The following is a 21,927-nucleotide window of genomic DNA, read 5'->3' as shown; positions in this document are numbered from 1 at the left end:
TAAAAAATCCTAATATAATTCAATACTTTAAAAATATTTTTTATTTTTGACTATAACAAAAATACTAGCATTTTAAATACTTCTACTTAAGTATATCACAAAGTATTCATATTAATATTTATAAAGTTTAGTATGCCTAATTATTTATATTTTAATTACTTGTAGCTTAAGTAAAAAAAATAACACCAAATATTTAGTGTTATTTCATTCTTATTTATTATAATCTACTATATTTTAGTAATTATTCAGATATACTATCTTGAACATCGGCCAATTCTCTATTCCCTTTTATAGATAGCGACTTTATATATTTTATGTCGTCTACTATAAACCTGTGTTTTATTTTACTACTATCTAATTTACATATTCTAAATACAATCTTTATAAAGTACCCTAATACAAAAGCATTTATAACCGTACCGATTCCAACTTTTCCCCCTAATAAATAACCTACAGTTAGTGCCCCAACTTCCATAGAACCTCTAACAATACTTACTGGCTTATTAGTTCTTTTTTGCAAGGCAACCATCATTCCATCTCTAGGACCACTTCCAAGTCCACACCCCATATACATTGCCATTCCAAATCCCATAAGTGTCATACTTATAATTATCATTAAAATTCCGTTTAATATACTATTACTACTTGGAACTAATTTGCTAGCTATTATTAAATCCATAAATGTTCCTATGCATAGTATATTTATAATCGTTCCCCATCCAATATTTTCCCCAAGTAAAACGTTTGCCAGGACAATTGTAATCCCTATAATAATTGATGCCGTTCCTATCGTTATTCCAACATGATTAGATATTCCTTGATGAAGGACATCCCAAGGTGCCAATCCTAAATTTGCATTTATTGAGAATACAATCCCAAGAGCACATATGAATAGCCCCAGGACTAATCTAATTAATTTATAAACCGTGTCTTTTAACAAAATAATTCCCCCTAATTATGCTAGATTAATTCCCCAAATATATAATACATCATTATTTCAAAAATGACTATATTTATATGAAATTTTCCATTATTTTTTTCACAAAATTGAAATACACAGTTATTTTTTTTATTTTCTTTCATATATTTAAAATATAGTTTTATGGTTTATTATAATACCATACCTTGAAATTCACCTAGAAATAGCATCGCTACAAAAAAGCACTAGAAAAAACGCGAGAAAATTTTCTCGCATTTTTTAGGTAATTTTAATAATTAGGTAATTTTAATAATCTTGTATATAAATAATTGTAACATTTGAAGTGAAATTATCAAAACTGTTGCAAATACAGCATATGGGTAATATATGACAGACTTAAATGTTGAACTACTCAATTCCCATAAAAGAACTCCAAAACAAATTATAGCAATTATCATAATTATTTTTAAATACAAGCTTTTGTTGTTCGATCTATCCCTTAACGTCTTAAGTAAAAGAACAATAAATATAATAGCTAGTAAAAAAACTAATATCTTCATTATAAGAACATTATTATCTGTAAATATATGTGAATTATACTTAGTCCTATTATATGAAAGGTGATGGTTTATACCCGCTCTTTTTCTAGACAATTTACTCAGGATACTTATAGCATAAATAATTGAAATTTGTATTAGAGAGATAAAACAAAATAATGTATTGCGTACTTTTTTATTCATATTGATTTTTATTTTCCGGGTTCTCCAGTTACATATGGATTTCCTTCATTACTCCATCTTATCCATCCATCACTGTATAAAGTAGTCTTATCAAGTCCCATTACTTTAGAATACCATAGTATTTCAGCAGCTCTCCATCCGCTTCCACACATAAACGCTAAACGTTTATTAGTATCTATTTTACATTCATCCCACATCGCTTTTATTTCATCTGCATTTCTCATAGACTTGTCTATATTTCTGTAATAAGACACTGAACTTGAATTTTTCTTACCTGCATATCCAAATACAGCTCCTTCAATGCGACCTGCTATTTTATGATAGCTATATCCTGTTTCTTTTCCTATAAACTCTTCTTTGGTACGATTATCTACTAATGTATAATCTGGAGTATTTAACTGCTCCTTAACTTCTTCTATAGTGTCTATCCAATCAGGATTTGCCGGAACCTCAACTCCAAACTCTTTTTCAGCTACAGGTTTTATATCTTCTTTAGATAATTCATATCCTGCTTGGTTCCATCCAACTAGACCTGAACTCATAACACGAACATCTTCAACACCTAGGTACTTACATATAACAGCAAATCTAGAAGCCGCCATTGGCTCAGGACTTGTAGATATTACACAGTCCCCTGCTTTTATACCAGAATCAAGAAGTAATTTAACTAAAGTTTGATCATCTGCTAGTCTCCACTCCTCTATTCCTTTTACATATTCTTTAGGAGGCTCAAATGAATCAGTGTTTATATGCACAGCTTTAGGAACATGTCCATCTAAATACCCTGACTCTTTGTTATCTCCCCATCTTACATCAACTATTTTTATATCTTTAGATTTAGTGAAACCTTCTGGAACTTTTCCATCTGTTATCTCTTTTACAACACTTGCAGGAACAAGCATTTTATAATTAGGGTATGATTCCATATCTAAACTTTCATCATTTATCCATTCATTGGCATCATAAGTATAAATATTTTTTATTCCTTTTTCAGTCAAATAATTGGCAACTTCAATAGCATCTTTTCCGTTAGTATCATAGACTATTACTTTTTTGTCAGCTGATATACCTTTATTTTCTATAGCTTCTTTTAATACTTCTTCTCTTGTTTCTCCTTCAAGATTTTCCTTATCATCATATTCGCAATTTATCCAACTAGCAGAGAAATCTTTAGCACCTGGTATGTGACCACCTCTTTTAGCTCCATCAATTGCCCATCCATTATATGCATCATTTAGCCTTGCATCCAAAACGACAGCTTTTTCATCTTTTAAAGCTGACTTTAAATCATCTGTTGTAACAGTTTCATATTTACTTTCAGCTTTTTTGTCACTTTTCTCTTCATTTTTAGCACATCCAGAAAGCATAGAAATCGCCAATGCAGAAGACAAAAACACACTCAAAAATTTTTTCTCATATTGCACCTCCTAGTTATAAGTCTCTAGAGTTATTATAGCAAACACAGTTCCTAAAAATATTATATTTTTATAGTAGAAATATACTTTTTTTCAATACATTAAATATTAACTATAGAAATTTTCTATAGTTAATATTTAAAAACTAAATAGGTACTATTTTTTTAAACGCTTATAAACTACTTATTTTTTAATTTAATACACTCTATATCGCTGTATATTATTTATTTTTTTAGGTAAAAACTTATATTTTTTAATTTTCTTAATCTTTTTAAAATATGTTGACTTTAGATTTTTTATAGCATACAATTATTAATAATTTAAGACTTAAAATCCTAAGAACAAAAGTAAGTAACTAATAAAACGATGGTACAGAGAGTTGGCACTTGGTGAGAGCCAATACATACGATATTAGTGAATGGGTTTGTGAGGAGCACAGTGAAAAGATTTTATCTTAGTATCTGTTGACGTTTTTTTCACGTTATAGAAAAAGGGTATTAAAACTAATTTGTGAGATACCTTATTAAAGTTGAATAGCTTATTTTGCTATTCTTAAATTTGGGTGGCACCACGAGTCTATCGTCCCTTGGGATGATAGGCTCTTTTTTGTTTTTAAATAAATAGATTTAGGAAGGAGATTTAATAAATATGTTATATCCCAATTTAAACTGTGTAAAAGATTTGTTAAAGCAATACGACACTGTACCTGTTTTCTACGAAGTGCTATCTGACAATTACACTCCAATATATATCTTTAATGCACTTAAGGATACTTGTGATAACTGCTTTATATTAGAGAGTGTTGATAATAAAAATAACTGGGGTCGATATTCTTTTATAGGTATTAATCCAAAAGCAGAAATTAAAATTAAAGATGGTTTAGGCTGTATCATAAAAGAAGAAGGGTCCTCAACTGAGAAAATAGATTCACCTACTGAGTTTCTACAGAGTATTTTAAATCAATATAAATCCCCAAACTTCCCTAACAGACCTAAGCTAACGGGAGGTCTTATCGGATACTTTGGCTATGATATGGTCAGATATTTTGAAAAAACTCTTGTAAATATACCCGAGGATGACATTGGTATACCAGATTGCAATTTATTTTTATTTGATGAAATAATAGCTTTTGATCATCTCACAAATAAGACAGTTGTTATATTAAACATATCGTCTAAGGATGATGCAAGTAAACAATACGAAAGTTGTATAAGACGTTCAAAAGTAATATCTAATTTAATAAAAAATTATATCCCTATAAAAAATAAACCAAAACAAAATAAAGAAATTGAAGTTAAGTCAAATCTTACTAAAAAAGAATTTATGGATAATGTTAATAAGGCTAAAGAGCACATAAAAAACGGTGATATATTCCAGGTCGTTTTGTCACAAAGATTTGAGGTACAAAACACACCAGATCCTTTTGATGTTTACCGTGTACTACGCTCGACTAATCCTTCTCCTTATCTTTATTACTTCAAAACTAATGATTACCAAATTGTTGGAGCATCACCTGAGATGTTGGTAAATGTAACTAAAAAAATAATTTCTACAAAGCCTATTGCCGGAACAATTTGCCGTGGGGCTACTGAAGATGAAGATAAAGAATTTGAAAGACAGCTTTTAGCTGACCCTAAAGAAAGAGCTGAACATACTATGCTTGTAGATTTAGGAAGAAATGATGTTGGAAAGGTATCAAAATTTGGAACAGTAGAAGTAACTGAGTTTATGAAAGTAGATCGATATTCAAAGGTGATGCATCTTGTTAGTGGTGTAAAAGGTATTTTACAAAATGATAAAACCGCCCTTGATGCTCTTTCATCAGTACTTCCTGCAGGCACATTATCTGGTGCTCCAAAAGTAAGAGCTATGGAATTAATTGATGAAATCGAAAATAAAAAACGAGGTCTATATGGTGGCACTGTTGGATACCTTGCCTTTGACGGAAACATGGATACTTGTATAGCAATACGCACCGCTTTATTTAAAGATAATAAAGCATATATCCAAGCTGGCGGAGGGATAGTACTCGATTCCGTACCAGAAAATGAATTTGAGGAATCTGAAAACAAAGCATTTGCTGTTTTAAGTGCAATTAAGGAGGCTTGTAAGTTATGATTTTGTTGATAGATAATTATGATTCATTCACATACAACCTTTATCAGGCAATTGGGCAACTCTATGAAAATATCAAGGTTGTTAGAAATGACAAGATAAATATAAAAGAAATAGAAAAACTAAATCCGAAAGCTATAATAATTTCACCAGGTCCTGGCTTTCCTGATTCAGCGGGAGTCTCTCTTGAGGCTATTAGATACTTTAGCCCTAAAATACCTATACTCGGTGTATGCTTAGGTCATCAATCAATTTGCCAGGTATTTGGTGGTAAGGTTATCCAAGCTAGAGAACAACTACATGGAAAATCAAGTGAAATAGATATTGATCTAAAATGCCCTATTTTTAGCGGTCTTTCAGATAAAATTTCAGTAGGTAGATATCATTCTTTGATAGTTGATAAAACTACTCTTCCATCATGTTTATCTATTACTGCAAAAGATAATTTTGGAGAAATAATGGCTGTTAAACACAATGAATATCCAACTTACGGATTGCAATTTCATCCAGAATCAATCTTAACAGACTCTGGTATGAAAATAATAGAAAACTTTATATCCACACTTTCTAATCCTATACAAAATAATTCAAAAAAGGATTTAGATCAAACAAATAAAAATGGTCTTAAAAAATTCATTTTTAAAGTTATAGATGGTGAAAATTTATCACAAGATGAGGCATTTAGTGCCATGGAGTGTATCATGAGTGGAAATGCTACTGACTCCCAAATCAGTTCCTTTATAACTGCCCTTAGAATGAAAGGGGAAACTATAGATGAAATTACGGGATTTGCTAAGGTCATGAGAGAAAAATCAAAAAAAGTAATACATTCACATCCTGCCGTTGATATAGTTGGAACTGGTGGAGATATGGCAAATACATTTAATATTTCAACTACTTCGTCATTTGTTATAGCAGGTGCCGGTCTAAAGGTAGCCAAACATGGCAATAGAAGTGTCTCTAGTAAAAGTGGCAGTGCTGATGTGCTTGAAGCCCTTGGGGTAAAAATAAAAATGGATCCACAAAAGGCTTCTTCTTGTTTAGATGAATGTGGTATATCATTCTTATTTGCACCTAATTTCCATGGATCTATGAAATTTGCAGCAACTCCTAGACGTGAAATCGGTGTTAGAAGTGTATTCAATATATTGGGACCGCTTGCAAGTCCTGCACTTGCTGAATATATTATTCTCGGTGTATACGAGGAAGATTTATTAGAACCTATGGCAAGAGTTCTTATGAACATAGGAATAAAAGGAGCTATGATTGTACATGGTAGCGATGGTTTAGATGAAATAACTATATCAGACACAACAAAAATCTGTGAAATTAAGGGTGAAAAATTAATTAAATACGAATTAGATCCTAGAGATTATGGATTTAAGCTATCAGATAAATCTGAGGTAGTTGGTGGTAGTGCCTATGACAATTCTCTAATTACATTAGATATACTAAATGGAAAAACTGGCCCAACTCGAGATATAGTTTTATTGAATGCAGGGTGTGCCATATACATTTCAGGCAAGGCTAGCACTATATCTGAAGGTATTGAAATGGCCAAAAAGTCTATAGACTCTGGTGCTGCGCTTTCTAAGTTAGAAGAATTAAAAACATTTTCAAATAGTTTTTAGGGGGAAATTCATGATATTAGACCAGATAGTAAAAAAAAGAAAAGAGCAATTAGAACATGAAAAAAATAATATTCCTTTGGAAGAAATAATTTATCTATCTCATTGTAGAACTAGAGACATAAAAGACTTTAAATCAGCTATTGATAAAAAAAATACACTATCTATAATTGCAGAAGTAAAAAAAGCGTCACCTTCAAAGGGAATTATAAGTCATAACTTTAATCCTACTCTAATCGCTAAGAAATACGAAGAAAATGGAGCAAGTGCTATATCGGTTCTTACAGAAAAATACTACTTCAAGGGTGATAAAAGCTATCTAGAGGATATTAGAAATAACATAGATTTACCAATTTTGAGAAAAGATTTCATTATAGATCCATATCAAATATATGAATCAAAGGCTATTGGGTCTGATGCTATCTTACTTATAGCCTCCATATTAGATACTGATACACTTATGGAATTTTTAGATATTGCTAATAATTTAGGGCTCCACTGCCTCACTGAAGTACACAATGAAAAAGAACTATCCTCTGCCCTAAAAGCAAATTCGAGTATCATAGGTATAAATAATAGAGATTTAAAGACTTTTTCTACAGATTTATCAACCACTACACTACTTAGTAAGTTAATACCTAGCAACCTTACTATAGTTTCTGAGAGCGGTATAAAAAATAGATCACATATGAAAACCGCTTATGACTCTGGTGCAAATGCTGTTTTGATAGGAGAAACTTTGATGAAAAGTAGTGATATTAAAAAAACCTTTGAAGAACTTAAATACCCAAATGAGAGATATAATGAAAATTAAAATTTGCGGTATAAGGCGTCATCAGGATATAGAGTATGTAAATGAATTTTTGCCTGATTATATAGGATTCATATTTGCTAAAAGTAAAAGACAGATAACATCGGCAGAATGTTTAGTTTTAAAAAAAGAATTAGATCCTTCTATAAAGACCGTTGGTGTATTTGTAAATGAATCCTTAGAAAAAGTAATCTCTACTACTTTAGTTGCTAATTTAGATGTAATCCAACTTCACGGCGATGAAACAAGGGAATATATACTTGATCTAAAAAATATACTTAAAAACTCTACATCGCTAAAAGATACCCTTGTCTGGAAAGCAATAAGGGTAAAAGGAGAAAAAGATATAATATCGGGTGATAAGCTCCCTGTTGATTGTCTGCTTTTAGATAGCTTTTCAAAACAATCTTATGGAGGAACCGGAAAAACTATAGATTTGGATATTATAAAAAGTTCTACTATAAAAAATCAATTCTTTTTAGCTGGAGGATTAAACATTGATAATATATTAAACACTTTGTCTGAGGTATCTCCGTATGGTGTTGACATCTCAAGTGGTGTTGAAACTGATGGTTTTAAAGATAGAAATAAAATAGAAAAAATAATAAATTGTATAAGGAGAAAGTAAATGAAAAAAATAGGAAGATTTGGTCAATTTGGAGGACAGTACGTCCCTGAAACAGTAATGAATGCTGTCTGCGAACTAGAAAAAGCTTATAACTACTATAAAGATGATGAAGATTTCAAAAAAGAACTTCACGATTTATATGAAAAGTATGCAAATAGACCTTCTATGCTATACTTCGCTAGACATATGACTCAAGACTTAGGTGGAGCTAAAATATATCTTAAACGTGAGGACTTAAATCATACTGGTGCTCACAAAATAAATAATGTTTTAGGTCAAATCCTTCTTGCCAAGAAAATGGGCAAAAAACGTATCATAGCAGAAACTGGTGCAGGTCAACATGGTGTTGCTACAGCTACCGCTGCTGCATTATTTGGTCTAGAGTGTGAGGTGTATATGGGAGAAGAAGATATAGAAAGACAGTCCCTAAATGTCTACCGCATGGAACTTCTTGGAGCAAAAGTAACAGGTGTAAACAGCGGAACTAGTACACTTAAAGATGCAATAAACGAGGCTATGCGTGATTGGGCTACTAATATAGAAAATACCTATTATCTAATAGGTTCTGTTATGGGACCTCATCCCTACCCTCAAATGGTGAGAGATTTCCAGAAAATAATAGGTGAAGAAGCTAAAAAACAACACTATGAACTTGAAAACAAGCTTCCAGATTGTGTAATAGCCTGTGTTGGAGGTGGTTCTAATGCTATGGGAATGTTCTATGATTTTATACCAGATGCTTCTGTCAAACTTATAGGTGCAGAAGCTGCTGGAAAGGGAGCAGATACAGAACTTCATGCAGCTACAATTGCCAAGGGCTCAACTGGAATTTTCCATGGTATGAAATCTATTTTCTTACAAAATGAAGAAGGCCAAATAGCTCCAGTTTATTCTATTTCTGCTGGTCTTGACTACCCTGGAATAGGGCCAGAACACGCAAACCTACATTCAACTGGTAGGGCTGAGTATGTAAGTGTCACAGATGAAGAGGCTGTTTCTTCTTTTGAATACTTATCCAAAATGGAGGGGGTTATCCCAGCTATAGAATCTGCACATGCAGTTTCAGTTGCTAGAAAAATTGCACCTACTATGAGAAAGGACCAAAGCATAATTATATGTTTATCTGGTCGCGGAGATAAAGATGTATACCAAATAGCTAGATACAGAGGAGTTGATATTAATGAATAGAATAGATATGAAATTTGAAGAATTAAAAAAAGAAAACAAAAAAGCCTTAATTACATTTATTACAGCAGGAGATCCAAACCTTGATATGACAGAAAATTTAGTTTTAACTATGGATAAAGCTGGTGCCGATATTATAGAGATAGGTGTTCCATTCTCAGACCCTATAGCTGAAGGCCCGGTAATTCAAATGGCTAGTAAACGTTCGCTTGATAATGGAACAAAGCTAGTTCATATATTTGACCTTGTAAAACGCCTGAGAGAAAATACCGAAAAGCCAATTTTGTTAATGCTATACTTAAACTCAATATTCGGATTTGGAACAGAGAAATTCTTCTCCCTTTGCAATGAAAGTGGAATTGATGGAGTTATAGTTCCAGATATGCCGTTTGAGGAAAAAGATGAAATCCAAAGTTATGCTGATGAATACAAGGTTCATTCTATAAGTCTTGTAGCTCCTACATCTGGAGATAGAATACAAAAGATAGCAAAGAATAGCAAAGGATTTTTATACTGTGTATCCTCTACTGGAGTTACTGGAACAAGAAATGAATTCTCCACTGATTTTGATAAATTTTTTACTGAAATCAAAAAATCAGCAAGTATACCATATGCAGTAGGATTTGGAATTTCTTCCCCAAAACAAGTAAGAGAAATGAAAAAGTACTGCGATGGCGTTATAATCGGAAGCGCTATTGTAAAATTAGTAGAAAAACATAAAGAAAAAGCTGAAAAACCTGTTTTCGACTTTGTAAAATCTGCTAAAATGGCACTAAATGATTATATAGTTTTATAAAGGTATACTATTATCGACGCTTCGGGTAGGTTCGATATGAGTCTCCTTCCAAGCAATCAAGTTGCAATGTCAGTACGACTCATATCTTCTCCTCCCCTTCGCTCGAATTAGTTATTACTTTTATAAATGATTAGGTGAGGGCGCTTCGGGTAGGTTCGATATAAGTCTCCTTCCAAGCAATCAAGTTGCAATGTCAGTACGGCTCATATCTTCTCCTACCCTTCGCTCGAATTAGTTATTACTTTTATAAATGATTAGGTGAGGCGCCTTTTTGCTTATCATTTTATGAATTTGTTTTTTAAGCCTATCTTATTTGTGATATTTGTATATAATATATTTATGGTAGATATTGTGTTATAATAATTTGTTAATACTTTCTACATTTACATATGATGACCAATTAAGGAGATGATTTAAGCGTGATAAAGATAGGCGATTATAATAGACTTGAAGTAAAAAGAAAGACTGACTTTGGATTTTTTTTAGATGCCAAAACTGGGAATACTAAAGATGATGTACTTCTTCACAATAGACTTTTAGGAGATAACAAAGTATCTGTTGGTGATGAAGTCGATGCTTTTATATTTAAAGATTCAGAGGATAGAGTTGCTGCAACTTTAATTAAGCCTCTAGCTAAGGTTGGTGAGGTTGCTCATTTAAAGGTTGTCGATAATACTGATATAGGTAGTTTCATTGACATGGGTCTTCCTAAAGATATATTAGTACCATTTAAAGCTAAAACTTATCCTATATTTAGAGATGAAAAATACTTGTTTTATATTTACTTAGATAAGAGTTCTAGAATAGCTGCAACTACTGATATAGACCCTTATCTATCTACAGAACACACTTATAATGTTGGAGATATGGTTAGTGGAATTGTTTATGGTTTCCAAACTAACGACTCTGCTATGGTTTGTGTTGACAATAAGTATGCAGCAGTTATTCTTCACAATGAATACTTCACAGAACTAAAAATAGGTGACTGTTTAGAAGAATTAAAAGTTATAAAGGTATATGAAGACGGGAAATTAGGACTTTCTCCTAGAGTAAGCAGAGAAAATGAATTAGATAAACTTGAGAGAAAGATTTTGAGTTATTTAGAGGGTTCTGACGGATATATGAGATTTAATGATAAATCTGATCCTAATGATATTTCTATATTATTTAATTCTAGCAAGAAAAACTTTAAACGTGCTCTTGGGGTTTTGATGAAAAAAGGACTTATTACTCAGGACGAAGAAGGGACTTATTTGAAATAAATGTTTGTATTGGCCGCTCGGGTTGGCTATATATAAACTTTGCTCCAGACAGTCAAGCTGCAATGTCGCTAAAGTTTATATATACGCCACCCCTCGCTAGATAATACTTTACATTTTTATCGGCATCGATACGAGGGAAGAACTTTTTAATAAATGAGTATTTAACCACTTAGGGATTATACTTGATATAAACTTTGCTCCAGGCAGTCAAGCTGCAATGTCGCTAAAGTTTATATATACGCCACCCCTCGCTGGATAATACTTTACATTTTTATCGGCATCGATACGAGGAAAGGACTTTTTGATAAGTGAATATGTAATCACTTAGGGATTGATTGATATAAACTTTGCTCCAGACAGTCAAGCTGCAATGTCGTTAAAGTTTATATATACGCCACCCCTCGCTGGATAATACTTTACATTTTTATATGTTGATTCTATAGTGGTTATTGTGAAACTGATATGCTTATAAGTTTTGCAATAACCACTATTTTTATAATGCCTTATCATTATAACTAATGCTCTATTTTAGACTGCACAATTGCTAACATAACAACAATACACATAGTACAGCTATTAGTCGAAATAAGTTATACCTAAAAATAGGTATAGTAAAAATCCCTATACGTGTATAAAATACATATAGAGATTTTCCTTTGAGTTAATCATAATATTTCTTAAATTATATTCTATTTACTCCTGTTTTTATCGCTGCTTCTTTTACTGCTTTGGCTACGTTTTCGACTACTTTTTTATTAAATGCATCTGGTAGTATATAGTCTGGTGATATTTCATCATCGCTTATTGTGTTTGCTATTGCGTGTGCTGCTGCTATTTTCATTTCTTCGTTAATTTCAGAAGCTCTAACATCTAGCGCTCCTCTGAATACTCCTGGGAATGCCAATACATTATTTATCTGATTAGGGAAGTCTGAACGTCCTGTTCCAACTATAAATGCTCCACCTTCTTTTGCCTCATCTGGCATTATTTCTGGTGTCGGGTTTGCCATTGCCATTATTACAGGTTTATCTGCCATAGTTTTGACCATTTCTTTAGTTAATGCATTTGGCCCTGAAACTCCTATAAATACGTCTTTACCTTTTATTACGTCTTTTAAAAGTCCTCTTTCGTTGTTCTTGTTTGTTAGAGGGAGCATATCTCTTTGAGCCCAGTTTAAAGATTCCATATCTTTATGAAGTGCACCTTCTAGATTACATAGTACTATATTTTTCACATTCATACTAAGTAATATTTTAGCTATGGCCATACCAGCTGCACCTGGTCCATTTATTACTATTTCTAAATCCTCTATTTTTTTATCTATTAATTTTACTGAGTTTATTATGGCTGCTGCAAGAATTATAGCTGTACCATGCTGATCATCATGAAATACTGGTATATCCAATTCTTTTTTTAGTTTTTCTTCTATTTCAAAACATCTAGGAGAAGATATATCCTCTAAATTTATTCCTCCGAAAACTGGCTCTAATAACTTTACAGTTCTAACTATTTCATCTACATCATTTGTTTTTAGACATATAGGAAATGAATCCACTCCCGCAAACTCTTTGAATAGTATTGCTTTTCCTTCCATTACTGGTATAGATGCTTCTGCTCCGATATCTCCTAAACCTAGTACTGCACTCCCGTCACTTACTACAGCTACTAGGTTTCCTTTTGAAGTATATTTATATACATCATCTTTGTTTTTATTTATTTCTAAACAAGGTTGAGCAACTCCCGGTGTATATGCAATAGATAAATCATCTTTGTTTTCAACCTTAACTTTGCTTTCTACGCTAATTTTTCCTTTTTTTTCTTCGTGCATATCTAATGCTAATTTTTTGTAATCCTTAGCCATCAAATTTTCCTCCTGCGTTATATGTATATTTCAGTTTTTATATTTCTTTACTTTTCATATAATTTTCTTCCAGTTTCATAAATATTATTGCCTTTACTATCTATGGCAACTATCAGTTGTAAGTCCTCAACGACAAGTTTTCTTACAGCTTCTGCACCCAAGTCATCATATGCAATTACTCTGCATGATTTTATTGAGTTAGATATATAAGCCCCTGCTCCACCTATTGCAGCAAGATACACAGCCTTGTATTTTTTCATCCCTTCTATTACTTCTTGACTTCTCTTCCCTTTTCCTATCATAACTTTTAATCCTCTTTCAAGTAAAGGTACTGTCAAGTCGTCCATTCTATAACTTGTAGTAGGTCCTGCTGAACCTATTACTTCTCCTGGTTTACTTGGAGTTGGGCCTACATAATATATACCTTGTCCATCGACATCAAATGGTAATTTTTCACCTTTATTTATACTATCTATCATTCTTTTGTGTGCTGCATCCCTACCTGTGTAAATAACTCCACTTATACTTACTACATCTCCAGAAACTAAATTTTCTATCTCTACACTATTTGTTGGCATTTTTATCTTTTTCATAGTTTTCCTCCTATATTATTGCCTTTTTATGTCTCGCTGCATGGCAATTTATATTTACTACAACAGGTAATCCTGCTATATGAGTAGGAAAAGTTTCTATATTTATAGCAAGTGCAGTTGTATTACCACCCAAACCTTGTGGCCCTATTCCCAACTTATTGATTTTCTCTAGCATTTCTCTTTCTAAATCTGCTAAAAAAGCATCTGTGCTATGCTCTCCAACATTTCTAAGAAGTGCCTTTTTCGCTATTTGTGCACACTTATCAACTGTACCACCTATTCCTACACCTATTACTATAGGAGGGCAAGGATTTGGTCCAGCTTCTGAGACAGTTTCTATTATAAATTTTTTGATTCCTTCTATTCCATCTGAAGGTTTTAGCATCTTTAGTTTACTCATATTCTCACTACCAAAACCTTTTGGAGCAAATTCTATAAATATTTTATCTCCTTTTACCATTTCATAATGAATGATTGCCGGGGTATTGTCTTTCGTATTTATTCTACTAAGTGGATCCACTACAGATTTTCTTAGGTATCCTTCTTCATATCCTTGTTTTACACCTTTATTTATAGCATCAGTTAGAGTATCTCCCCTAACAATTACTTCTTGTCCTAATTTAACAAAAAACACAGCCATACCCGTATCTTGACAAAGTGGTATACTCTTTTCTTCTGCTATAGTTGCATTCTCAAGCAGTATATTTAATATATTTTTACCTACACTACTCTCTTCATTATCCAAGTTGTATCTTATACAACTTTTTACATCATCGCCCAAGTAAAGGTTCGCATTTATGCAAAGTTCCTTTACTTTTTCTACTATTTCTTCAGACTGTACTATCCTCAAACGAACGTACCTCCTTGCTTTATTAAAAATATTCGCATCTATATTTACACTTTAACATTTTTTTTTATTTTTAACAACTTAAATGAATATTTTTAGAATAAAGTAAAAAAATTTTCTATGCATTATAAAAAAGGCCTTATTAAAACAAGACCTCTTTTCATTCTATTTAATGATGTCAGCAAACTCACACCCTACTACTTTTTGTAAATCTAGTGGAGATAGCTCTATTTGATATCCTATCTTACCAGCACTCATTATCATTGTTTTTAAATTTTTTGCAGTATCATTTACAAAAGTTTTGTACAGCTTTTTCATTCCTATAGGAGAACATCCTCCTCTTATGTACCCTGTAAATTTATTTATATCTTTTACATGGATCATTTCAACACTTTTTTCATTTGCAATCTTAGCCGCTTTTTTTAAATCTAAATTTTCGTGAACTGGTATTACAAATACATATAAACTTTTGCTAACTCCTTGGGTTACTAGAGTTTTGTAAACTTCATCCACTCCTCTACCTATTTGGTTCGCTACCTCTACTCCGTCTACATGGTCATCTTTGACTGAATATGATAGAGTGTTATAACTTATTTTATTAGAGTCCAATATCCTCATCGCGTTTGTTTTTACTGCTTTTGACATAATTCTAAATCCTCCATATCGAATCAACAAAAAAATTTTCTATACTTATATTAAACTATATAAGCTGTTTTTTTCCAAGTTTTTATTGTTATCTAATATATCCTTTATATTTACAGGGGAGTCCCCTAATATAAATATTTTATCCGCTAAAAGCAGTGCTTCTTCTATATCATGAGTTACAAAAATAGCTGTTCTCTTTTCTTTTTTGAAAATCTCCTTTAAACGTTCTATTATCATTTTTTTGTTTTTAGCATCAATTGATTTAAATGGTTCATCCATAATAATAACTTTTGATGGACAAATAAAGGCTCTTGCTATATTTACTCTTTGTCTAATTCCACCACTAAGCATTTGAGGGTAATATTTTTTATACTCTCCAATACCCACCAATTCTAAGTACTTGTCACATACACTGTCTATAACAGATTCGTCATAATATTTTTTACCAATTAATTTTATGTTTTCCTCAACCGTTAGCCACTGTATAAGCCTATCCTCTTGAAATATATAGCTTAATTTGAACCTTTCTAATGTTTCAAAATCCTCTATGTCGCTTTTTATAACTCCACTTATAATATTTAAAAGAGTAGTTTTACCACAACCAGATTTTCCTATTATACAATTTACCTTATCCCTATAAAAATCAATCTCAAAATCTCTAAATATAACTTTATTTCCATATGTCTTATTTATATTTTTTATATTAAAAGTCATCTCTTCCATATAAATGTTCTCCTAACTAATATTCTTTGAACTATTTCTAATATAATAGAGATTAAAATTATAATTATTATCCATGCAAATATACCTGGTGTATTAAAATTTATTTTTTCAATTTGTATCATAGTTCCAATCCCATATGTAGGCTGTCCATGAACTTCTCCGGCTATTACCACCTTTAATGCCAAGGAAAATGTGGATACTAGAATTGGTACCAGCTGAAACTTTATTGACGGAAGATATACTTTTAGTATTTTATCTTTTGTGTTTATCTTGTACAAACTTAGCATTTCTATTAAATTCCTATCTATATTTAACAGTGCACTTAAAACACTATCGTACAAAATAGGAAAAACTATGGCAAATCCAACAACAAATGGTGCATTATCCTTTTCAAACCAAATAAGTGCAAGTACTACAAGTACCATAGTGGGTATTGAGCTAACTAAAGCACTTATTGGTTTTAGAAGATTTCTAAACACTCTACTTATATAAGCTAATACTCCTAAAATAAAAGCAAAAAGAATAGCAAATACAAAACTAAAAATACACCTAGCCATAGATGCGGTTATATCTAAATAAAACCTTTCCTGAGTAGATATCTCCATCATACTTTTTATAACTTCACCTATAGTTGGCAAAAATATATTATTGTTTAACTTTATAGCAATAATCTGCCACAAAAACAATAGGATAACACATGAAAGTGTTATCTCTATTTTGCTTATTAAATCTTCTTTATTTTCTTTATTATTCAGAAAGATAAATTTTTTCATCAGGTAATTTTCCACCTACCGTCTTAATATCATAGTCAAATAATTTTTTAAAGTAATTGTTATAATCCTCAATCATATCTTTTGCTAAAATAAACTTTAAATTTGATCTTTCCATAGATTTTTCTATTATTTTTGGTTCTGTAGATACACCTATTTCTTTTGCATATTCTCCAGCTTCCTTAGAATTTTTGTTTGCCCACTCAATGCTATTTGATAATTGACCTAAAAACGAATCTACAAATTCTTTATTTTCATCGGCAAAGTCAGCTTTTACAATTACTGTAGATTGAGGGTAGCCGTTCTCTGTTTTGTTTGCTTCTTTCCATGCATCATTTAAACTTTTTACTATCTTCATATTTGGATTTTTAATCATCAACGCAGTTAAAGCTGGTTCTGGTACAAATCCTGTAGATATCTTCTCAGTTGCCAATAAAGGTACTAATTCACTTGCTGAATTAACATAGTTAAACTTCAAACTTGATAGATCTACTTCATTGGCTTTTAACACACTTTGCACTGTTATATCTGGAGTCAAGCCTTTTCCAGTATTTCCTACTTCCTTACCTTCTAAATCCTTAATTTCTGATATATTATCTGTGGATACTAGGTAAAACGAACCCATTCCAACCGTTCCTGCTATTTTATAATTTGATGTCTTGTTATATGCTATGGCTGCCATATTTGATGGAACTATAGCTATATCTGCCTCTTGTTTCATAACTGTAGTTGAAAGTGACTCAGGTGATTTCTCTACTGTATATATTAAATCATAGCCATTTTTTATCTCTGGATTTTCTTTTGCTAATTGAGCTATAGCTATAGATGGCAATCCATCTGGGGCTACTATGTTTACTTTTTTAACTGCTTCTTTAATCTCTTCTTTTTTATTCTCTTTAGGACTAGCGCACCCTGCTAAAAGAGTCATACCTAACACCATAGATACAAGTATAGAGATAGTTTTTCTCATATTATTTCCCCCTTCAGAAACCCTTAACATATTAGTTTCTACATTATTTTAGTTCATAAATTGATAATATGGTTTATGTTATTCTACCAAATAATTATTATTTTCTCAAGTAATTTTCAGAAAATTCAGACCTAGTTATATTAATAAATTAATCTTTATCATCAAATTTAGGGCTTACTAAGTTTATTTTTCCGATTTAATTTACCTATAAGACGTATAGACTATAGGCTACAAATAATTTATTTGATCTATACTTAAAATTATAAAAAAAATAGAAATGTATAAAGTTATGATATTAACTCAAGAACCTTATACATTTCATAATTATTTTGTCTACCAATTATATAGTTTCTTTAAAACTATATAATTTCCTTTTTTATTTACTAAAGTTTTTACTTTTTCTTTTTTCTCTTGATATTTGATTTTTTGTCTACTTTGCTAAAATTATTATTTTTATCCCTATTATTTCTATCCCTATTGTTTCTATTCTTACCATTTTTATCTTTTTTATTTTCAGTTTTAGAGCTCTTTTGTTTATTAGATCCATATCTATTTCCATAATATCTATCTTCTCTAGGTTTTATTAGACATCTATGTCCATAACCTATTAAATCTTCTCTACCTGCTTCAACCAAAGCATTATATACCAGGTCATAATTTCTTGGTGCTCTATACTGAAGAAGCGCTCTTTGCATAGCCTTTTCAGTTTTTGACTTAGGTACATATACAGGTTTCATTGTAAGTGGATCGATCTCTGTATAAAACATTGCTGTAGATAAAGTCCCTGGTGTTGGATAAAAATCTTGAACCTGCTCTGGTTGGTAATGTGTATCTCTAAGGTATTCAGCTAATTCAATTGCACTATTTAATGTTGAGCCTGGGTGACTTGACATTAAATAAGGTATTAGATATTGCTTTTTACCTAGCTGTTCATTTATTGCAAAGAATTTTTGTCTAAACTTATCATATGTTTTTCCTGCTGGTTTTTGCATATATTCTAATACTTCATCTGCAACGTGCTCAGGAGCAACCTTTAGTTGACCACTTACATGGTGTTCTATTAATTCTCTCAAGAATTTATTGCTTTTATCTGCCATAACATAGTCATATCTAATTCCTGAACGCACGAATACTTTTTTAATATTAGGCAGATTTCTAACCCTTCTAAGTAAATGTAAGTACTCTTCGTGATCTACATCTAAATTCTTGCACACATCAGGAGATAAACATTGTCTATGCTTACATGCACCCTTTGTAATCTGCTTTTTACATGCGGCTTTTCTAAAGTTTGCAGTAGGTCCACCCACATCGTGAATATACCCTTTAAAATCTGGTAGTGTAGTTATATACTTGGCCTCTTCTACTATTGAATCCTCGCTTCTACTTTGTACGGCCCTTCCTTGATGGAATGTTATTGCACAAAACGAACAACTTCCAAAACACCCTCTAGAACTAACGATACTAAATTTTACCTCTTCTATAGCTGGAATTCCTCCCATCTCCTTATATATCGGATGGTAAGTCTTTTGATAAGGAAGTCCATACACCTCATCTAATTCTTCTCTATTTAAAGGTTTTTCTGGTACATTTTGTACTAAGTACTTATTTCCGTGTCCCTGAACTATAACCTTTCCTCTAAATGGGTCTTGCTCATCATATTGAACTTTAAAAGCCTCTACATATTTCATCTTATCCTCACATACCTCTTTGTATGAAGGTATTTGTATATAATCTCCATATATTTCATCCAAACTATCCGCTAAATAGCATGTACCATTTATATGTCTAATATATTTAGGATCGTACCCATCATTTAATGCATCAGCTACCTCAACTATTTGCTTTTCACTCATACCGTATACTAATAAATCCGCACCACTATCTATAAGCATTGACTTTCTTACTTTATTACCCCAATAGTCGTAGTGGGCAAATCTTCTTAAACTAGCTTCTAGTCCTCCTATTACAACAGCTACATCACTATATGCCTCTCTTATTTTGTTGCAATAAACTATTACAGCTCGATCTGGTCTACATCCCATTTTCCCACCTGGGGAATATAAATCCTTATCTCTACGTTTTTTACTTACCGAATAATGATTTACCATTGAGTCCATGTTACCTGAGTTGACTAAAAATCCAAGTCTAGGCTTTCCTAGTTTCATAAAATCATCAGTTGATTTCCAATCAGGCTGAGCTATTATACCAACTTTATAACCAGCGGCCTCTAAGACTCTAGATATTATCGCAGTTCCAAAACTATGATGGTCAACATAAGCATCTCCCGTTATCAGTACAAAGTCTAATTGTTCCCATCCTCTATCTATCATATCTTGCTTACATATTGGCAAAAATTTATTTTCCATTAACATCACCTATTTCTCTATATTCAAACTTCTATAGTAATTTATTTTATCCTAAACTCTAATTATATCACTAAATTAAAACTTTTTATATCAAATATAATCTGTTGAAACATCATTTTGAAATTTCTAACTAAGTTTTTTTGATATAATATAATGAGCGCTAAATAAATCCATAATTCACATAAAAAATATGGTTATCTATGGATTTAAAGTATCAGAACTTTTTTAACTATTTAATATTATAAAATTGTCAAAACTCAAATGTTATAAATTAGATTATTGACATAGACGTAATTTTTATAAGGAGTGAGTATGAAAATTTCTATTATAATTCCAACTTACAATGAAGAAAAACAAATTAAGTCTTTAATAGATAACCTCAAAATTCTTGAAGGAGACTTTGAAGTTATATTTAGTGATGGAGGAAGTACAGATGATACTCTTTCTATAATTGGAAATGATTATACTGTAATTCATAGCAAAAAAGGACGAGCTAATCAAATGAATTTCGGTTCTGAGTATGCTACAGGTGATATATTATTTTTCCTTCACTGTGATAGTACCCTAGAAAAAGATGCACTTACTAAAATAATAGATAAAATAAACGATGGTTACTCTGTAGGTTGTTTTAAGCTTAGATTTGATTCTAGAAATATATGGATGAAAGTTTGTGCATATTTTTCAAACCTAAGAGTCAAATTAAGATGCATTGCATTTGGAGACCAGGGTATATTTATAAAAAAAGAAGTTTTTTATGATATCGGAATGTTTCCAGATATACCTATAATGGAAGACTATCAACTATCCATATATTTAAAGGAAAAATATAAAATTTGCCAAGTAAACAGCAAAATTACAACTTCTTCAAGAAGATTTTTAGATACTGGAATCTTTAAGACCATGTGGAAAATGCAAAAACTTCAAAGGATGTTTAGAAATGGCGAAGATATTAATTTAATATCAAAAATGTATAGAGATATAAGGTGATTTATATGAAAAAAGAAGCAATTATAATTTTCACAAGAGTACCTATCCCAGGTAAAACGAAAACTCGTCTACAGACGTGTCTATCTCCAAAAGACTGTGCTTTAATACACAGTAATTTTTTGAAAGATATTTTTAATGTATGTAAAAAAACTAAAAAAGATATTCTTATTTTTTATACTCCTAAATCAGACAAGCATATTCTAGTAAATTTGCTTGGAGAAAATAATACCTATATTCCTCAGGAGGGCTCCGATTTAGGTGAAAAAATGGCAAATGCTATTTCATATGTACTTGATAAAAATTATGAATCATGTGTACTTATAGGCACTGATGTTCCTCAAATAAAATCAGTAACACTACTAAATGCCTTTTATTATTTAAATAATAAGGATGTAGTCATAGGCCCTACATATGACAAAGGCTACTATTTAATTGGAATGAAAAAAGTTCATAGGGGGATTTTTGAAAATCAAACTTATGGTAGTGGTGATGTTTTATCAAATACTATAGGACAGTTTAAAAGATTAGGTCTTTCATACGAACTTGTAGATACTTGTTTAGACATAGACGATGAACAGGACCTAAGTATATTAAAAAAAGATATACAAAATAGAAAAACTGTAGATTGTATAAACACAATTAATTTTTTAAAAAATAAATAATAGT

At 31.3% G+C, this 21,927-nt stretch carries 19 protein-coding genes and 1 other annotated feature; of the genes, 9 read left to right on the top strand and 10 right to left on the bottom strand.

What is annotated here, in order from left to right; genetic code table 11:
- Positions 1 to 241: 241 nt before the first annotated feature.
- Both BUB34_RS06765 and BUB34_RS06760 read right to left on the bottom strand, forming a co-directional pair.
- Complete coding sequence (locus tag BUB34_RS06765) at positions 242 to 940, bottom strand: YczE/YyaS/YitT family protein (protein WP_073125785.1); 699 nt, start codon at positions 938 to 940, stop codon at positions 242 to 244.
- Between the two features lie 727 nt (positions 941 to 1,667).
- Positions 1,668 to 3,056, bottom strand: coding sequence for a rhodanese-like domain-containing protein (locus tag BUB34_RS06760; RefSeq protein ID WP_242948845.1), 1,389 nt, complete (start codon positions 3,054 to 3,056; stop codon positions 1,668 to 1,670).
- Positions 3,057 to 3,402: 346 nt separating this feature from the next.
- Positions 3,403 to 3,664, top strand: a binding site (T-box leader).
- A 58-nt stretch (positions 3,665 to 3,722) separates the two neighbouring features.
- Between BUB34_RS06760 and trpE the strand changes: the two genes are divergently transcribed.
- The 7 genes from trpE (at position 3,723) to BUB34_RS06725 (ending at position 11,499) form a co-directional block, all read left to right on the top strand.
- Positions 3,723 to 5,192 (top strand): anthranilate synthase component I, encoded by a 1,470-nt coding sequence (trpE, locus tag BUB34_RS06755; protein WP_073125781.1) that lies wholly within the window; start codon positions 3,723 to 3,725, stop codon positions 5,190 to 5,192.
- The gene (locus BUB34_RS06750) at positions 5,189 to 6,820 is read left to right on the top strand and encodes a bifunctional anthranilate synthase component II/anthranilate phosphoribosyltransferase (protein WP_073125779.1); all 1,632 of its coding nucleotides are present in this window, start codon (positions 5,189 to 5,191) and stop codon (positions 6,818 to 6,820) included. The genes trpE and BUB34_RS06750 overlap by 4 nt, the downstream gene beginning before the upstream one ends.
- 10 nt (positions 6,821 to 6,830) lie before the next feature.
- Positions 6,831 to 7,631 carry an indole-3-glycerol phosphate synthase TrpC gene (gene trpC / locus BUB34_RS06745; RefSeq protein WP_073125776.1) on the top strand — a complete coding sequence of 267 codons (801 nt, stop codon included), beginning with the start codon at positions 6,831 to 6,833 and terminating at the stop codon, positions 7,629 to 7,631.
- Positions 7,621 to 8,256, top strand: a complete 636-nt coding sequence (locus tag BUB34_RS13075) for a phosphoribosylanthranilate isomerase (protein WP_073125806.1) — start codon at positions 7,621 to 7,623, stop codon at positions 8,254 to 8,256. Before trpC ends, BUB34_RS13075 begins: the two co-directional genes overlap by 11 nt.
- Positions 8,257 to 9,444, top strand: a complete 1,188-nt coding sequence (gene trpB / locus BUB34_RS06735; protein WP_073125773.1) for a tryptophan synthase subunit beta — start codon at positions 8,257 to 8,259, stop codon at positions 9,442 to 9,444. It begins immediately after the preceding gene.
- Positions 9,437 to 10,237 carry a tryptophan synthase subunit alpha gene (gene trpA, locus BUB34_RS06730; protein WP_073125770.1) on the top strand — a complete coding sequence of 267 codons (801 nt, stop codon included), beginning with the start codon at positions 9,437 to 9,439 and terminating at the stop codon, positions 10,235 to 10,237. Before trpB ends, trpA begins: the two co-directional genes overlap by 8 nt.
- Before the next feature lie 419 nt (positions 10,238 to 10,656).
- Complete coding sequence (locus BUB34_RS06725) at positions 10,657 to 11,499, top strand: CvfB family protein (RefSeq protein WP_073125768.1); 843 nt, start codon at positions 10,657 to 10,659, stop codon at positions 11,497 to 11,499.
- Positions 11,500 to 12,181: 682 nt separating this feature from the next.
- Here the strand turns inward: BUB34_RS06725 and BUB34_RS06720 are convergent.
- From BUB34_RS06720 to BUB34_RS06685, 8 genes are all read right to left on the bottom strand, one after another.
- A complete protein-coding gene (locus BUB34_RS06720; protein ID WP_073125765.1) occupies positions 12,182 to 13,360 on the bottom strand; it encodes an NAD(P)-dependent malic enzyme in 1,179 nt (392 codons plus the stop codon).
- A gap of 47 nt (positions 13,361 to 13,407) precedes the next feature.
- On the bottom strand, positions 13,408 to 13,953 hold the full coding sequence (locus BUB34_RS06715) for a Fe-S-containing hydro-lyase (protein ID WP_073125762.1): 546 nt from the start codon (positions 13,951 to 13,953) through the stop codon (positions 13,408 to 13,410).
- Positions 13,954 to 13,963: 10 nt separating this feature from the next.
- Positions 13,964 to 14,803: a fumarate hydratase gene (locus BUB34_RS06710; RefSeq protein ID WP_073125759.1), complete on the bottom strand. Its 840-nt coding sequence runs from the start codon at positions 14,801 to 14,803 to the stop codon at positions 13,964 to 13,966.
- A gap of 162 nt (positions 14,804 to 14,965) precedes the next feature.
- Positions 14,966 to 15,445 carry a Cys-tRNA(Pro) deacylase gene (gene ybaK / locus BUB34_RS06705; RefSeq protein WP_073125755.1) on the bottom strand — a complete coding sequence of 160 codons (480 nt, stop codon included), beginning with the start codon at positions 15,443 to 15,445 and terminating at the stop codon, positions 14,966 to 14,968.
- A 45-nt stretch (positions 15,446 to 15,490) separates the two neighbouring features.
- Positions 15,491 to 16,168 (bottom strand): ABC transporter ATP-binding protein, encoded by a 678-nt coding sequence (locus tag BUB34_RS06700; protein ID WP_143153338.1) that lies wholly within the window; start codon positions 16,166 to 16,168, stop codon positions 15,491 to 15,493.
- Positions 16,156 to 16,941, bottom strand: coding sequence for an ABC transporter permease (locus tag BUB34_RS06695; protein ID WP_073125752.1), 786 nt, complete (start codon positions 16,939 to 16,941; stop codon positions 16,156 to 16,158). Before BUB34_RS06695 ends, BUB34_RS06700 begins: the two co-directional genes overlap by 13 nt.
- Positions 16,916 to 17,908, bottom strand: coding sequence for an ABC transporter substrate-binding protein (locus BUB34_RS06690; protein ID WP_073125749.1), 993 nt, complete (start codon positions 17,906 to 17,908; stop codon positions 16,916 to 16,918). The genes BUB34_RS06695 and BUB34_RS06690 overlap by 26 nt, the downstream gene beginning before the upstream one ends.
- A gap of 392 nt (positions 17,909 to 18,300) precedes the next feature.
- Positions 18,301 to 20,274 (bottom strand): YgiQ family radical SAM protein, encoded by a 1,974-nt coding sequence (locus BUB34_RS06685; RefSeq protein WP_073125746.1) that lies wholly within the window; start codon positions 20,272 to 20,274, stop codon positions 18,301 to 18,303.
- 312 nt (positions 20,275 to 20,586) lie between these two features.
- Here BUB34_RS06685 and BUB34_RS06680 point away from each other — a divergent pair, with 312 nt between their 5' ends.
- Both BUB34_RS06680 and BUB34_RS06675 read left to right on the top strand, forming a co-directional pair.
- Positions 20,587 to 21,261 carry a TIGR04283 family arsenosugar biosynthesis glycosyltransferase gene (locus BUB34_RS06680; RefSeq protein ID WP_073125743.1) on the top strand — a complete coding sequence of 225 codons (675 nt, stop codon included), beginning with the start codon at positions 20,587 to 20,589 and terminating at the stop codon, positions 21,259 to 21,261.
- Between the two features lie 5 nt (positions 21,262 to 21,266).
- A complete protein-coding gene (locus BUB34_RS06675) occupies positions 21,267 to 21,923 on the top strand; it encodes a TIGR04282 family arsenosugar biosynthesis glycosyltransferase (RefSeq protein ID WP_073125740.1) in 657 nt (218 codons plus the stop codon).
- Positions 21,924 to 21,927 lie beyond the last annotated feature (4 nt).

Origin of the sequence: Asaccharospora irregularis DSM 2635 (genome assembly GCF_900129815.1) — a bacterium.
Lineage (GTDB): Bacteria > Bacillota > Clostridia > Peptostreptococcales > Peptostreptococcaceae > Asaccharospora > Asaccharospora irregularis.
This window is presented reverse-complemented; position numbering and strand designations above follow the sequence as displayed.